Annotated in this window: 13 protein-coding genes; 4 read left to right on the top strand and 9 right to left on the bottom strand. The window is 42.5% G+C overall.

What is annotated here, in order from left to right:
* Positions 1–9 precede the first annotated feature (9 nt).
* A complete protein-coding gene (locus tag D3P12_RS04015) occupies positions 10–774 on the top strand; it encodes a glycosyltransferase family 2 protein (RefSeq protein ID WP_118193791.1) in 765 nt (254 codons plus the stop codon).
* Here D3P12_RS04015 and D3P12_RS04010 read toward each other — a convergent pair.
* The 4 genes from D3P12_RS04010 to tilS form a co-directional block, all read right to left on the bottom strand.
* Entirely contained in the window at positions 771–3,224 is a 2,454-nt protein-coding gene (locus tag D3P12_RS04010; RefSeq protein WP_118193790.1) for a YfhO family protein, read from the bottom strand. The two genes, D3P12_RS04015 and D3P12_RS04010, sit on opposite strands and share 4 nt — an antisense overlap.
* Positions 3,225–3,309: 85 nt before the next feature.
* Positions 3,310–3,594 carry a DUF4834 family protein gene (locus tag D3P12_RS04005; protein ID WP_118193789.1) on the bottom strand — a complete coding sequence of 95 codons (285 nt, stop codon included), beginning with the start codon at positions 3,592–3,594 and terminating at the stop codon, positions 3,310–3,312.
* Positions 3,595–3,679: 85 nt separating this feature from the next.
* Entirely contained in the window at positions 3,680–4,174 is a 495-nt protein-coding gene (locus tag D3P12_RS04000) for a hypothetical protein (RefSeq protein ID WP_118193788.1), read from the bottom strand.
* Complete coding sequence (gene tilS / locus D3P12_RS03995) at positions 4,167–5,504, bottom strand: tRNA lysidine(34) synthetase TilS (protein WP_118193787.1); 1,338 nt, start codon at positions 5,502–5,504, stop codon at positions 4,167–4,169. The genes D3P12_RS04000 and tilS overlap by 8 nt, the downstream gene beginning before the upstream one ends.
* A gap of 107 nt (positions 5,505–5,611) precedes the next feature.
* Here tilS and D3P12_RS03990 point away from each other — a divergent pair, with 107 nt between their 5' ends.
* Entirely contained in the window at positions 5,612–8,194 is a 2,583-nt protein-coding gene (locus D3P12_RS03990) for an OstA-like protein (protein WP_157970248.1), read from the top strand.
* Positions 8,195–8,385: 191 nt separating this feature from the next.
* Here D3P12_RS03990 and D3P12_RS03985 read toward each other — a convergent pair whose 3' ends face one another.
* Together D3P12_RS03985 and D3P12_RS03980 are read right to left on the bottom strand one after the other, a co-directional pair.
* Complete coding sequence (locus D3P12_RS03985) at positions 8,386–8,961, bottom strand: non-canonical purine NTP diphosphatase (protein WP_118193785.1); 576 nt, start codon at positions 8,959–8,961, stop codon at positions 8,386–8,388.
* Between the two features lie 4 nt (positions 8,962–8,965).
* A complete protein-coding gene (locus D3P12_RS03980; protein WP_118193784.1) occupies positions 8,966–9,526 on the bottom strand; it encodes a hypothetical protein in 561 nt (186 codons plus the stop codon).
* A 140-nt stretch (positions 9,527–9,666) separates the two neighbouring features.
* Between D3P12_RS03980 and D3P12_RS03975 the strand changes: the two genes are divergently transcribed.
* Both D3P12_RS03975 and D3P12_RS03970 read left to right on the top strand, forming a co-directional pair.
* Positions 9,667–10,533: a hypothetical protein gene (locus D3P12_RS03975; protein WP_118193783.1), complete on the top strand. Its 867-nt coding sequence runs from the start codon at positions 9,667–9,669 to the stop codon at positions 10,531–10,533.
* Complete coding sequence (locus tag D3P12_RS03970; protein WP_118193782.1) at positions 10,530–11,870, top strand: peptidylprolyl isomerase; 1,341 nt, start codon at positions 10,530–10,532, stop codon at positions 11,868–11,870. Before D3P12_RS03975 ends, D3P12_RS03970 begins: the two co-directional genes overlap by 4 nt.
* A 31-nt stretch (positions 11,871–11,901) precedes the next feature.
* Here the strand turns inward: D3P12_RS03970 and D3P12_RS03965 are convergent, their stop codons facing one another.
* The 3 genes from D3P12_RS03965 to D3P12_RS03955 form a co-directional block, all read right to left on the bottom strand.
* Positions 11,902–12,768 carry a DUF4440 domain-containing protein gene (locus tag D3P12_RS03965; protein WP_118193781.1) on the bottom strand — a complete coding sequence of 289 codons (867 nt, stop codon included), beginning with the start codon at positions 12,766–12,768 and terminating at the stop codon, positions 11,902–11,904.
* Positions 12,769–12,789: 21 nt separating this feature from the next.
* Positions 12,790–14,256, bottom strand: a complete 1,467-nt coding sequence (gene cysS / locus D3P12_RS03960) for a cysteine--tRNA ligase (RefSeq protein WP_118193780.1) — start codon at positions 14,254–14,256, stop codon at positions 12,790–12,792.
* A 66-nt stretch (positions 14,257–14,322) separates the two neighbouring features.
* Positions 14,323–15,432 (bottom strand): endonuclease/exonuclease/phosphatase family protein, encoded by a 1,110-nt coding sequence (locus D3P12_RS03955; protein WP_118193779.1) that lies wholly within the window; start codon positions 15,430–15,432, stop codon positions 14,323–14,325.
* Between the last annotated feature and the right edge of the window lie 3 nt (positions 15,433–15,435).

Here is a 15,435-nt window from a genome sequence, read left to right as displayed (position 1 = left end):
GTTTTCGATATGTCTAAGCAAGATTTTCATCCGCGCCTCACCGTCATAACAGTCGTTTACAACAACGTAAAAGATATTGAACGAACCATTCTTTCGGTGGCAAACCAAGATTATCGGAATATCGAATACATTATTGTAGACGGTGGATCAGACGACGGAACGGTAGATATCATCAAAAAACACGAACAGTATATAAGTAAGTGGATTAGCGAACCTGATAAAGGTATCTACAATGCTATGAACAAAGGTTTAGCAATGGCAAGTGGCGAATACGTTCTATTTATGAACTCAGGCGACGAGATCTATGATTCAACAACTGTCAAAAAGGTTTTTGCCAGCTCACCCGATGCGGATATCTATTATGGAGAAACAGAGATGTTCGACTCGGCATGGAAAAGCTTAGGTCCGCGTCGCCACAAAGCCCCTAAGCAATTTACCTGGCAAAGCTTTAAGTATGGCATGAGTATCAGCCATCAGGCTATCTACATCCGAAGATCAATAACTGAGCCCTACGATGAATATTACAAACTTAGTGCAGACATCGACTGGATCTTAAAAGCGGCGCAAAAAGCAAAAAAGATCGTTAACACCCATCAATACGTAGCTAAATACCTTGTTGGAGGTATGTCAAAGAAACGTCATCGCCAAAGTCTGATGGAACGCTTCGAGATTTTTACTGAGTACTATGGCTTTGTGCCCAATTTGTTTCACCACGTCGCTATCGGCGCCAAACTAGCGTGGTATTACCTGAAAAACAGAAGAACGAACGATTAATTCTTTCCTTTTCTTTCCCGCCACACGGCCAACCCGAAGACAAGAACCAGAACAATCGACGCAGCTAATGAAATGTTTTCTCCGACATAATACGAACGCGGCTCAAATTTAAACTCGACCCGATGATTTCCTCCGGGGAGTTGGGCTGCTCGCAATACATAATTTGCACGGAAATGAGGAATTTCCTCTCCATCTACAAAGGCCTTCCAGCCTTTGTCATAATAAATCTCAGAAAACACTGCTATAACGGATTGCGGAGCAGAATATTCGTAAACAAGGTGATCTGGACGATAGTTTACTAATTTAATCTCACTGTTCGCAGAGGTGCTTATCTTTGTTGAGTCAATAAGGGTCTGGAATTCATTATGTACAATGGCCACGTCCTTCGGGTTAAATGCGTCCAGTGCCCTCATCTCGTCTTCAGCACTTTCAACAAAATTAACGCGATTTACAATCCAGACATTCCCTGCCGCTGATCTCCTATTTTGTATACGAAGCGACCCTTCACCATCACCTCCGATCAGGTATTTCGTATTCAGCATATCCAGTACATCCTGATTAATCGCACCGTTAAACTGGCGCTCGATCAATTCCTGATAACGCATTAACTTCGCCGCATGGTAACCCCCGATGGTGTTATGGTAATAAGAAGTACTCGCGCTGCTAAACGTTGGGATTGTCAAATCCAAGACCCGGTAGTTCGATGTGTCACGGGCAATTAGCTTGTCAACCTCCCGTTCCTGGAATTGCTGTTTAATCAATCGCTCTTCAACGAAATTATCTTTATTCAGGTAACGACGGTTCACCCCCCACATATCCACCAACACGGCTACCCCTAAAAGAATAATGGCTACATCAGCTTTGATTTTATTTTTAACCCATAACCAAACCAAGCCTCCACCGATTAATACGAAGATTAAAGAACGAAACGCATCGGCCCTGGCTATACTGGTCCGATCATCCACCAATGCATTCATAATGGATTGCGCGAAGGCTTGGTCACCACCCAGCTGCTGTCCCATCTGTTGCGTAAGGGCCTGATGATTCCCAGTGCGGAAATTCAGGAATAGGCTGGGCAATAGAGCGACCAGCAAACTGATACCTCCAACAATATAGAGGCTATATAACACCTTTTTATCAAGCTTCGGTATGTCATTGTGCTTATTGACAATCTCATTTAAGGCCAATACCGCAATTGTCGGGATAAATAGGGAAGCTAATACCAACGTAGATTCAACCGCACGGAACTTATTGTACAGCGGAAAATAATTAAAGAAAAGATCGGAAATAAACGGAAGATGCCTTCCAAAAGCAAGGAAAATACTTAATAATGTTGCACTCAACAGCCACCATTTCAAACGACCTTTAACAATAAACAAGCCCAAAACAAAAAGGAACATGACGATTGCGCCGAAGTACCAAGGACCGGATGTAAATGGTTTGTCACCCCAATAAGTGGGTAGCTGACGTGCAAAAGCAGCTGCCTGATCTTGTGGTACGCCCTGCCGGGTCAGCACTTTCGTCACTTCAGAATCCCCATCAAGTTTCGGCCCCGAACCCCCACCATAAGCATCAGGAATCAGAAATGTAATATTTTCCATGACCCCTTGACTCCACTGGTATGCATATTCCCGATCGACACCCTGAACATCAGCGGCTTTTGCCTCGGTTGATAAGTTTGATTTACCACGGATCGATTCCTGGCTGTATTCGTAGGTCGTCCATAAGAGACCGGCATTTACGGCTAAGGCGATTACACATGCAATGGCTATCGCTCCGAGCGATTTGCCTAACTGAGCTAACCGCTTGTCTTTATAAGCATGGTAGATTTCTATCCCAACCAAAATCAACATAGCAATAAAGAGGTAATAGGTCATCTGGATATGATTAACTCTCATTTCCAGTGCTAAGAACAGGGCTGTTAGTGCCCCTCCCCACAAATATTTGCCTCGCAAGGTTAACAGAACTCCTGCCACGACAGGTGCAAAAAAGGCAATTGCATAGGCCTTACTGGCATGTCCTGCCTCAATGTAGATAAAATTATAGGATGAGAAAGTAAACGCTATGGCACCCAGCGCAGCGATCCACGGTTTCACACGAAGAACGCTAAACAATAGGTAAGACCCTAACAGATAAAACAGGATGGTATCGATCGGGTTCGGAAATACGTTTTTAAAGAAACCAGTAATGTGCGTAACGATATTTTTCGGATAGGAAACCCATATTTGATAAGACGGCATGCCGCTGAACATCGAGTTTGTCCATAACGGTCCTGTACCATCCTTTTCTTTAAAGTCTATAATTTCACGCGCCATTGCCTGCGCCTGGATAACATCCTGTTGAACCAGGGTTTTACCCTGCCAGGCCGGAGCAAAGTAAATAAAGCAAATGACTATAAAAACCGCAACAATCCCAAAGTGTATGGAGTTTCTTGTAAACCAATGTTTCATCCTGTGAATCCTAATTTCTAAAAGCTCAAAAATATAGAATAGAATTCACTTTTTATGAAGAGAATACGATTTTATAAAGAAAGGTCTATTTCATTTCCTCAAAGTCTACAAATTCGCCCGCCTGTCTTGATCCGCGTTGATTCGTAGGTTGTGGAGGTATATACTCAATATTAATTTTACCTTCTGTCTTGCGCTGATGTTCACGAGGATTACCAGCCTGACGCTGATGCTGGGACTGAAACTCGCGGTATGCCTGCTCTTGCATCTTCGTGGCAAAACGCCTCAACAGCCACGGCAACAGTCTCGCCGCTACCAATCGGACAACCCAAAGAACTAGGATTGCAATGAACAAAAATTTTAAAAATCCCATATATAAAAAATCTTCTTACTTACTGATAGATAACAAATTTACTAAAAAAGAGTTTAACCAGATTACCATCTAAGTCAAAAATATGTCACTCTATAGGTTTATTATTTTTCAGAACTTTTTCCACGACTGCCACAAGCTCATTAGATCGCTGACTACCAATTATATACACCAAACCATCACGGTCTGTCAGCCATACTGCATCCTTCCCTCCCGCATAAAAACGAATCTTCCCTTTTTGATGTAGATTGTAGACGGGGTTATTAATCAGGAAAGTACTGTAGGGTTTCCGCTCTACTCGGATAACGCTATGAAGGTCTATCTTAACCAACCTGGTTGTCCACAAGCCACTTAGCCTGATGCTATGATTCAAAACTACAATCTGGTAATGAAGCATATACATCATGACAATAGATACAAAAACAATAATAGCTCCCGCGACAAGGAATAAACGGCTGCTTTCCTCCCGCTCAATGTTCAGGTAGTAAGCGGCAAAACAGAAAAGCGCTAACAGCAAGCGTACACTCAGCCAACCGCGATCACGGCCGAGATATTGCTTTTCTATATACAGTGGCTTATCCATGCTTTATTTTTTCGAAGATAATAACTTTTTTAGTTTTTGTCGTTATCTTAAAATCATCGCCAATGCGCCATGGCCAAACGGCCACAACTAGTCCCCTCGCATCAACCAGTATTGGGATCTCCAACTTTTTGATCCGGGGCACTTTTTGTTCGATCAGCAAATCGCTTATCTTCTTTTTACCCCGCATACCCAACGGCTGGAACCGATCCCCTTCATGCCAGGACCTAACTGTTAAAGGCATTTCTACCTGGTCGAAATCAACCATCACGCAAAACTGCCCCACTTCAACATCCGTTTTCTCGGCCACCCTGATTGCATAACGTTCGTTATACCACCAGAATTGGCAAGGAAAAGAACCAACATCAATTTCTTGTTGTTGTTTTTCTCCAATAGGCCCTAGAATCAAATGATCACGATCCACCAAAATCTCATATAACGGCGATAGGAAATGCTTACCTGTTCCATCGTCCCAGGAAGAAACCAGATCTCCAAGCACCGATTCACTAAAGCCGTATGGATGAAACAGTTCATGCATCCACAGATCCAGCGGATCCAGTGCTTTCACCGCTTTTAAGTCAATTCTGAATCTTCCGTCGCCTTGTTTTTTAAAATAGGTATCACGGAACTCGCTAACCAGGTTGCTTATTAGCTGGTTGACCAGTTGAAGGCGTCTGCTATTTTGTGCAAACGTAGTTTCTAGATCTTCATTAAGCTCTCGTAAATGGGGCAGGACATCCAACCGGATTTTATTCCGTTTGTACTTTGTACTGCTATTGCTTATATCTTCACAAAAGATTAATTGTCTCCGAGCCACCTCATCCCTAACCTCCTGAGCACTGTAAGCTAACAATGGCCTGACAACAACACCGCGTTTTGGCAAAATACCAACCAAACCGGCCACTCCGGTACCACGCAACATATTCAACAATACCGTCTCCACGGAATCCGTTTGATGATGAGCAACAGCAATGTAATCATGATCTTCTCGATGACGGATCGATTCTAGCCACTGGTAGCGAAGATCGCGAGCCGCCATCTGAATCGAAACTTGCTCAGCAGCGGCATACTCTTCTGTATTAAACCGAACCGAATAAAAGGGGACGCTTAGTTTTTCCGCTAATTGTTTGACAAAAGCCTCGTCCTTATCTGAATCACCCCCCCGGAGTTGAAAATTGCAATGCGCAATGGCAAAAGTCAGCTGAGCCTCCGCAAAAAGATCGGTCATCAAGACCGAATCTTTGCCACCGCTCACAGCCAATAAAATGGATTGCTCCACTTTAAACAGCTGATTTTCGTTAATAAAAGCCAAAAACCTGTCTACAAAGCGCATAGTCAAAGTTATAGAAATTTATCTTTGGCAGAACATTTGCACTTCCCTAATTCATTTATTTATCAGATAATCTAAATGATATCGGGCAAAACCGTATTTTTGAAGCTGTGAAAAAAATCGCGTTATTTCTGTTGATTATCACCTTCCCCTCCTTGCTGTGGGCGCAAAAGACCATTACCGTGGTCTCTAATATCAAGGTGACCTATGATCAGAACCGCGGCTCCTTCCGTTGGTACCGACCCGTTTTTGCACATGAAGGGAGTACCCTGGCAGCAGATAGCTCCGATTTTAACGAAGGGGACAATTATTTCGATGCTTATGGTCATGTCGTGATCACACAACCGAATGGGACGGTCGTTTATGCTGATAAGCTTCATTACACAGAAAGCAACCAGCAGGCCCTACTGACGGGTAACGTGAGGATGGTAGACCAACAAGCTACTTTAACAACCGATTACCTCACATACAATCTACGAACCAAAGTGGGCTCTTATTATGGAGGAGGGACCATCATCAATGGTACGGATACATTGACAAGCGATAAAGGATTCTATTTCGAGAATAGCCAGGATGCCTATTTTCGGGAGGATGTAATTGTCCAATCGAAAGGAGCCCTAATCTTAACGGACAGCATGCGCTATAATACAGCGTCTAAGATGACCTACTTTTACGGACCAACCAACATCAAGAGCGATAACGGGAATCTGTATACAGAAAACGGGGATTATAATACTGAATCAGAACAGGCTCGCTTTGGAAAAAACAATCTGTATACAGAAGGAAGTAAATTTTTTAGGGGCGACAGCTTGTACTACGACGGGCTCACAGGGAATGGTCGTGCAGTCAAAAATGTAGTTTTCGTTGATACAGCACAACAAACCGTAATGTATAGTCAGCTCGGAACCTATGACAAAGCTACGCAAACGACCTTGATGACCCAAAACGCGTATATTGTTCTGGCAACGGATGATTCAACCAACAACGACTCGACTAGCAATAATAGTGATACCCTGAATCTTGCCGTAGATACAGTCACAATGTCGCAAGAGGAGAATAGCCTCCTAGAGACCGATGTCGGCCAAAACCCCTCAGATACTTCACAAAGTGCTACAAACGGCAGCATCGATCTTCCTGAAAGCAATAAAAAAGATTCTACCTACATGACGGCCGATACGCTCATCTCGCGGGTGATTCCTCTAAAAGATTTTATTCCGCTCAACTTAAAACTGGGTAAAGAGGACGATACGCTCGAAGAAGAAGTAGAAGAATATGAACAGATGGATTACGGCGAAGGAAATTCGATTATCAGTCGACAGCCCGACGATGCCGATTCCTTAGATTTTGTAGAAGATGAGGCTGATTCCACAAGATCCATCATCGGTCGGGATAGCTCCAAAACAATCTTATCCACGGATTCACTCGTAGGAGATACCACGCAGGTTGATTCAGTTAAAAAACAGCTTGCAGCTCCAGTAGCAGCGAGTGACAGTCTTCGCATCGATTCTTTAGAGAAGGGACTCAATACCGACTCCGCTGCTGTAGACTCCACCCTCGGCAAGAAAGACTTGAGTAGAAGCGAGAGAAGAGCAATTCGCAAGTTGGAAAGGCAGAAAGAAAAGGAAGCTAAACGTTTGAAAAAAGCTGCTGCCGATAGCATCAAACAGGCTGAAAAAAACCAGGAAAAAAGCTCCACCATTGACAGTATCAAGGCTCAAATCACTGATCTTCAACCAACAGACAGCCTTGGACTAGCCGACAGCACCGCGATGACCATCGATTCGCTGGTCGCGCTAGATAGTAGCCTGAATGCACCTGCGTTATCCACGGCCGACAGCATCCTGAACGATGCCACTGAACGCGCACTCAGCGGTCGCACGGACTCCCTTCAGACGGATACGGCGGAAACTAGGGTCGTTCTCGCTTTCCACAACGTCAAGATCTTCAAATCAGACCTTCAGGCTATCGCCGATTCAGCATACTATAGCTATGCTGACTCGATCATCCGATGTTACGGAGATCCACTGATCTGGTCACAAGGGTCACAATTAACAGCGGACAGCGTTTATATGCTGCTGAAGGATCAGCGTATGGAAAATGTACTCTTTGACCGGAATGCCTTTATTGTAAACACAGAGCTCGATTCAACCAAATTTAATCAAATCAAAGGCCGAAAGATTACAGGCTATTTCGAAAATGGCGAATTAGACCGTATCTATGTAGACGGAAATGCCGAAAGTATTTATTATACAGTTGAAGACAGCATACGAACGGGCATGCTCCGTAGCTTAAGTAGCCGTATAAAGGTCAACTTCGAGAACCAACAGATGTCGACTGTTACCTCTATCCGCAAAGTGGAAAATGTTTACTACCCAATAGGCATGATTCCACGTGATCTGGAGATACTGGAAGGCTTTATCTGGAAACCAGAACTGCGACCTAAGTCAAAGGAAGAGATCATCCCAACAGAAAACCTGAACAAGGAGGCTACACCGACAACGGACGATGATGAAGGCGAAAACCCGATGATGACTCCCGACACGGAGAGAAAAATGGAGGAAGCCGACGAGCAGATGGAGATTTTACTGGAGGGCGAAGAACAAACAGGCTCTGAACCCCTAAAAACCGAAGAGGGAGAAAAACCTGCCGAACCGGAGAACAGCAACACACAAAGCGAAAACCAGAATAATTAGGGAAAAATATGGTAACGACCATGTATAGTATATTTGCCTATTAATTCCCAACTGAATCCCTATTGCATTCGAATATTTCGTCGAAAATAGGAAGTCATTACAAAAATATTATACCGTCATTCACCAATGGAGTAAAACAAGGTATTTTCGAGTTTAGACGAGTTTGTTTATTCTCCGATCGGTGTTTTTGTTCACAGGGTAAACAAAAAGTCTGTGAGATTTGCCACAGCAATGGCACGATGACTAATGGCATTCTTTTCTTCCGGATCCATCTCTGCAAAAGTTTTAGAGTATCCATCTGGCACAAAGATGGGATCATAGCCAAAACCCTTGTCCCCGATCTTTTCATGAATAATACGCCCTTCTATTTTACCCTCAAAGAGGTATTCCCTGCCATCAAGAATAAGGGAAATAACCGTTTTAAAGCAGGCCATTCGGTTGGTTTGACCATCTAGTTTTTCCAGCAGGTGTTGAATGTTCTTCGCCATATCCCGCGATCCGGAATACCGGGCGGAATACACACCAGGCTCTCCGCCAAGCGCTTCCACTTCCAAACCGGAATCATCTGCAAAACAATTCATCCGGTAACGTTCAAATACATATTTGCTCTTGATTCCCGCGTTTTCCTGTAAAGTACGTCCCGTTTCTGGAATATCTACATCGCATCCGATATCCTGCAAACTAAGCAGAGTGACCCTATCCCCTAGTATCGACCTGACTTCTTGCAGTTTGTGCATATTATTAGTTGCAAATACGATTTCTTTCATACCATCATTTGTTTATCAGTTTTACTGCATTCCAAAAGGCTCGCTTCTTGTCGACATCGGTCAACATCTCATCAAAGCTATGTGTTTTGATGAGATGCACACCATCATGTTGATTCCAGATATTTTCAACGTATTCTCCAATATGCAGATCGGAAGGGTTGGACCCCAAAAAAACACTATAGACAGGCGACAATTCTTTCTTAAGGGTATCGAAACTTAGATCCGGATCCAGAGAAGCCCTGTTGATGACTGCTACATCGGACAAATTTAGCTTCATGGCATCGAGAGTCTTTAAAAAAGCCAACTCAGCTTCTCGCGAGAAAAAACTAACATCCGCATTGTCTACAATAAAAAGGATATTCTTGCGATTGCTGCCGTAAACCTGTAGCACCTGCTTTGGCTTGGACTCCGGATTAACAGGTTCTGCAACATGATTTTCCTCAACCGAAGCAGCTTTTATGTTATCCGCGCCGATATCACTCGGAAGCGTAAAATCAATATCAAACACGGTTTCCGTCATAAAGGATCGAAGGGCATGCGAGTTTTTTGTATTGAGGGCGCTCATAGCATCAAAGTTAGCTAATCCAAATTGAACGCAGAGAGGTTGTTTGTTAAAAATCGTTAAAATAAGACCTATTATACTAGAAATAATTAACTTAGCGGTTCTACTTTTTTGAATAAAAAAAGGAAGAATAAGAGAGTAGTTTGAGACATCATCAGAATTTCATTATCGGAATTTACAGCGGTATCGTTATCACCGTATTGTCATTCAGCGCATGCAAACAGAAGGGCGATTCAGAGCCAGTTGCTCGTGCTTACGATTCCTATTTGTATCAGGCTGACCTGAATGGCATTATTAATCCGGATATTTCAGAAACGGACAGCGCTAACCTGATCAATGCTTATATCGAACAATGGCAGCGGCAGAAAGCCTTGGTGCATCATGCGCAGACAAATGTAAAAATCGATGTCAAACAAATTGAAAAGCAAATTGAGGAATATCGAAACTCATTGATTATTTATGAGCTTGAACAAGCTTTGATTAAAGATCAGTTAGACACACTGGTTACAGAAGAGGAAATTAGCAACTATTATATCGAGCACGAAGACACGTTTGTCTTGCGACGTCCGATTTTCAAAGTTTCATTTATTGAGCTTAATGCTGATGCTCCTGAGTTGGACCGGGTGAAGAAATGGTTTGCGTCGGACGAGCTTGAATCCAGAAACCTACTGTTACAGTATTGCAAAAGCTATTCGACAAACTATTCATTGAGCGATACGTCTTGGTACTATCTCGAGGAGATAGCCAAAAAGACTCCTATTAAACAGATTGATGAGAATAATTACCGAAATTATGAACATATCTTTCAAATAAATGAGAACAATAAAATATATCTGATAATTTTGCATGATTCAAAATTCAAGGACAGCAGATCTCCTCTGGATATTGAACGCAATAATATTCGAAACCTGATTCTGAACCGGAGAAAGATCGATCTGATTAACCGTGAGGAAAAGGAAATTTTAGAAAATGCTAGAAATAATAAAAAAATAGAAATATATAACCAATGAAGAAGTCTCTAAGCGTACTGGTATTCATCTTTCTTGCCTTCGGTTACTCAGCGAAAGCGCAAGAAGTTGATAAAGTTGTAGCAGTGGTAGGTAAAAATATTATATTAAAGTCTGAAGTCGAAAATCAATATGCTCAATACTTAGCGCAAGGAGAGGCGGCAGATAATTCTGTAAAATGCATTTTTTTACATCAATTACTTACGCAGAAATTACTTGCACAGCAAGCAGCCATTGATTCAATAGAAGTGACGGAAGATGAGGTTGATGATAATATCAACAGAAGATTGCGCTATATGTCTAATCAAGCCGGCGGCCAAGAAAGACTTGAGCAATTCTTAAACCGCTCCTTGCTTCAATACAAAGAGGAGATGCGTCCAACAATTCGTGAAATGATCGTTGCCAACAAAATGCAACAAAAGATAACCGAGGGGATTGATGTGACTCCTGCCGAAGTCGAGAAGTACTTTAATGACATTCCAACCGATAGTCTCCCCAACTTCGGTACTGAAGTGGAAGTTGGAGAAATTGTTTTCCAGCCGAAGCTTACTGATGAGGAAAAGAAACCCTTTTATGACCGTGCAGAATCTATCCGGCAGGAAATTCTTGGTGGGAAAGATTTCGGAACCTTGGCCAGAATATATTCACAGGACCCTGGATCAGCTTCTGAAGGAGGAGAAATGCCTTTTGCTGATCGTAGCACTTTCGTAAAAGAATTTTCAGCGGTAGCTTTCCGGCTGAAAGCGGGAGAAGTTTCCAAAGTATTCGAAACAGAATTTGGTTACCATATCCTACAAGTGTTAGAACGCCGCGGTGAACAGGTTAAAGTTCGCCATATCTTGATATCCATCGTTCCTACCGCTGCGAGTTTGGAGCGTGCGCAGAAATTGGCGGATAGCGTATACAAGGAAATCACAACTGGCAAACTTGATTTTTATAATGCAGCGGCCATTTACTCAGATAATAAGGAAACAAAATATAACGGTGGAATGATCCTGAATGCAGAGAATACGCAAACCAGGACCACATACATTCCTGTTGAGCAACTCGATGCAGGAATCTTTACTGCAATCGACACCTTAGAACCAGGTCAGTTTTCACGGGCCAGCAAGTTCACCGGTGCCGACGGAAAAGATGCATACCGCCTGGTTTATTTAAAGTCAAGAACCGCACCGCACCAAGCAAACCTGCAACAGGATTATGCAAAAATCAAAGAAGCTGCACTTGATGAAAAAATGAATAAAATAGTGGCAGACTGGTTTGAGAAAAGACGAAGGACTTCTTATATCCGTATAGACGAAGATTACGGAACCTGTGATGTGCTAGATGTCTGGAAGTAGTTCTATATTTGAGAAATAACCAACCGGTTGGTTATTTCTCAAATAACATTTCGACCAAGACGTTCCATTTAAACTCATCATTCACTTCCCATACTCGGATATAATAGAAGTTCTGTACCCGATCGTCTTTAATTACTTTTGCATCGCCATAGGAATAAGCAAGCTCACCGCTATAAGAACGATCTACGGCTACATTTTCGGTTTTGATATCGATTTTATTCTCTTTCAGGAAGTTGATGATATTTTCTTTACCAATTTGAGGGGAAAAGCCTGAAAACAATAAACGGGCATTGTCAGCTAAAAACTCTTTGTATGCGACCGCGTTATCAGCGCGAAGGACAGTCCCCATCAGCCGATCAGTACTGGTTACAATTTCTGCACGTTGTTTGAGTCTGCTATCCGACCTCTGTTTAAAATACTTGGTATCTTCCGGATTCACAAACTTAAACGTTTTCTCACGAGAAGCATCAGTATGCTCTATCTCTGCACGCAATGCTATTTTCCATCGTCCTTTCCGATCACGTTTCCAAATATTCAGATATTCTCCGTGTTTTTTTGCGAAACCGCTGTTCTGCCAGCTAACCGGCCCGGTTGTAAAACCCCACTCATTACTTTTCGCAATTTTAGCATATACAGGCCTCCAGCTGACCACATCAGGGATATTGGGGCGGGTTTCAAAATATTCAGATGCAGGTTCCGGTGATGGTTTAAAGTATATAGTATTCTTATCTATTGAATTCGTTAGTCCCTCTAATGGTCCTTTATTTAGGCTCAATTCAGAATCATAGATATCTGCCGCGACAATTTGCCCAACCAGGTTATCTGTCTGTGCGAAAACAGCAAAAGGGAAAAAAAAGAGAAAAAAAACCTTGTATACTCTGAAAAGAGGATGAGACATATTTGTTTATTTAGATAAATGTTAAGCTTTCACCCAATGGGTTTTTGTTTTATTGTCTTTCAGTTGGATCCCTATTTTTTGCAAGCCGTCCCGTATACGATCTGAGCTAAGATAGTCCTTATTTGCCTTTGCTTCATTTCTTAACTCGATGATGACCTCCATTATCTGCTTAAGATCTTCTTTTGCATCTATTGTATCATCCGTTAGTCCCAAGACATTGTAAACAAATTCATTCATTAAATTCCTTAACTCTTCAATTTGTGTGCCGTTTAAAAATGCCTTGCCATCAAAAACACTATTGATGATCCTTACTCCTTCGAACAGCTCTGCGATAAGCACCGGGCTGTTGAAGTCATCATTCATTGCGGCATAGCAACGTTGTTTTAACTTTTTGATATCAACGCCATTGGGCTGATCACTGCTTTGTAGATCCGCCAAGAGCATCATGGCGTTCATGAGGCGCTTGTATCCTTTTTCAGCCGCATCAAGCGCTTCATTCGAGAAATCTAAGGTGCTGCGGTAGTGCGCCTGAAGCATAAAGAAACGAACCGCCATAGGAGAATACCCCCTGTCTAGTAATGGATGGTTTCCCGTAAACAATTCGTGTGGGAGGAAGCCATTGCCAGCTGATTTGGACATTCGCGCTCCGTTGACCGTCAGCATATTGGTATGCATCCAGTATTTTGCTGGATTAGTATGGTTACATGCTTGCGATTGCGCAATCTCATTTGTGTGATGTGTAGCCGCCAGATCCATTCCGCCACCATGAATATCGAATTGTGCACCAAGGTATTTACTACTCATTGCCGAGCACTCGATGTGCCATCCGGGGAAACCTATGCTCCAGGGCGACGGCCAGCGCATGATATGTTCGGGTTTCGCTTTAATCCACAACGCAAAGTCTAGTCGGCCTTTTTTTTCATCCTGGCCGCCTAACTCGCGTGTATTGTTCAACATCTCTTCCAGGTTACGGTTTGTCAGGATGGTATAATTATTTTCTTTACTATATTTTTCAACATCAAAGTATACTGTACCATCCACTTCATAAGCGTAACCATTATCAATAATCTCCTTGATCATCTCAATCTGTTCGATAATGTGCCCTGTTGCGGTCGGCTCAATGGAGGGTGGCAACGTATTGAACAAATTTAGCACCTCGTGGAAACCAACCGTATAGCGTTGTACAATTTCCATGGGTTCCAATTGTTCCAACCTTGCTTTTTTTGAGAATTTATCATCTCCCTCGTCACGGTCTCCTTCCAAATGTCCGGCGTCGGTAATGTTCCTTACGTACCGCACCTTGTACCCTAAATGCAATAAATAACGATAGATTAAATCGAAAGAAACAAAAGTTCGGCAATTCCCTAAATGCACATCGCTGTAAACAGTAGGACCGCATACATACATACCCACAAATGGAGCGTTCAAAGGTTCAAACTTTTCCTTTTTTCGACTAATCGTATTGTAAATGATAAGTGCATCTTTCATCTTGCGAATTTACTAAAGAGAATTGAATTTATTAGTTTGCTTATACAATCGGCTTGATCGACAAGATTATAACCGGAGATCGCTCCAGATAGGATAATGATCAGATAGCTTTTTGGCTACAATATGAAAGTTTTGAACCTGGAATTCTTGGCTGGCCATAATGTAATCTATCTGAAAATTCGGGAAAGCACCATTATAAGTGACGCCTAAGCCCCTGCCTTTCTCGACAAACGCGTTGCTCATATCTGAAGCAAGCTTGTTGACCGAATAAGATAAGGGTGTATCGTTAAAGTCTCCAGCCACAACATAAGGTATTGATGCTGTTTTCATGTGGGAATAAAGTATATCCACCTGTTCGTTACGCTTAAGGTATGCATGTTTCAATCGCCGGCCTATCCGCTTGGTAGACTCTACATCGTCCTGACTGGCCCCAGGGCCTTGTTTGATATAGTCATAATCCTGCTGGTCAAATCCGATCGATTGTAGGTGTACATTGTAGATACGAAAATTTTTGCCGGATTTATTAATATCCGCATATACGATACGGTTTACTATCCGCTCGTGCTGATTCACATTCAGGCTTCCCGAGTTAACGATAGGATATTTTGAAAAGATGGCAATTCCATATGCATCATAGTCGTTCTCTGCGGCAGGGATGAAATATGAATATTGAAAATTTAGCTTATCATCAAAAAGCTGTTTCATATCGCTAGGCCCCTTCGCTCTAGTATAGAATTCCTGCACGCACAAAACATCCGGAGCGATACTGTCAATCATATTCACTGTTTCTTTCCGACTTTTGGCTGCATCTTCTTTTAAACCTTGAAACATCTGTACATTATAGCTCATAATACGAATTGCAGAAGTATCCATCTCACCTTCATGTTTAGCTGCCCGCCCTATCCCAATATTCTTGCTAAGCGCACCCCATCCAATTCCGATGGCGAAAACTGATAATAGTGCAATCTTGGGCTTTTTCAGCAGCCAGAAAAAGACAAATAAGAGATTCAGACCAAGAATCACAGGGTAGGCTATCCCCAAAAAAGCAATCGGCCAGAATGTCTGTGGTTTAACAATCGGCGCCAAGTAGCTCAATAAGAGCGCAACAACTGCCAAGATATTGAAAAGGAGGATAACAGTGCTTAAAAAGCCTAACGATTTCTTTCTAGAACGCATTTT

It is taken from the genome of Pedobacter indicus (assembly GCF_003449035.1).
In the GTDB taxonomy this organism is placed as follows: domain Bacteria; phylum Bacteroidota; class Bacteroidia; order Sphingobacteriales; family Sphingobacteriaceae; genus Albibacterium; species Albibacterium indicum.
This window is presented reverse-complemented; position numbering and strand designations above follow the sequence as displayed.

Coding starts and splice junctions, on each gene's coding strand:
- D3P12_RS04015 (WP_118193791.1), top strand. CDS start 10: ATGTCTAAGCAAGATTTTCATCCGCGCCTCACCGTCATAACAGTCGTT.
- D3P12_RS04010 (WP_118193790.1), bottom strand. CDS start 3,224: ATGAAACATTGGTTTACAAGAAACTCCATACACTTTGGGATTGTTGCG.
- D3P12_RS04005 (WP_118193789.1), bottom strand. CDS start 3,594: ATGGGATTTTTAAAATTTTTGTTCATTGCAATCCTAGTTCTTTGGGTT.
- D3P12_RS04000 (WP_118193788.1), bottom strand. CDS start 4,174: ATGGATAAGCCACTGTATATAGAAAAGCAATATCTCGGCCGTGATCGC.
- tilS (WP_118193787.1), bottom strand. CDS start 5,504: ATGCGCTTTGTAGACAGGTTTTTGGCTTTTATTAACGAAAATCAGCTG.
- D3P12_RS03985 (WP_118193785.1), bottom strand. CDS start 8,961: ATGAAAGAAATCGTATTTGCAACTAATAATATGCACAAACTGCAAGAA.
- D3P12_RS03980 (WP_118193784.1), bottom strand. CDS start 9,526: ATGAGCGCCCTCAATACAAAAAACTCGCATGCCCTTCGATCCTTTATG.
- D3P12_RS03970 (WP_118193782.1), top strand. CDS start 10,530: ATGAAGAAGTCTCTAAGCGTACTGGTATTCATCTTTCTTGCCTTCGGT.
- D3P12_RS03965 (WP_118193781.1), bottom strand. CDS start 12,768: ATGTCTCATCCTCTTTTCAGAGTATACAAGGTTTTTTTTCTCTTTTTT.
- cysS (WP_118193780.1), bottom strand. CDS start 14,256: ATGAAAGATGCACTTATCATTTACAATACGATTAGTCGAAAAAAGGAA.
- D3P12_RS03955 (WP_118193779.1), bottom strand. CDS start 15,432: ATGCGTTCTAGAAAGAAATCGTTAGGCTTTTTAAGCACTGTTATCCTC.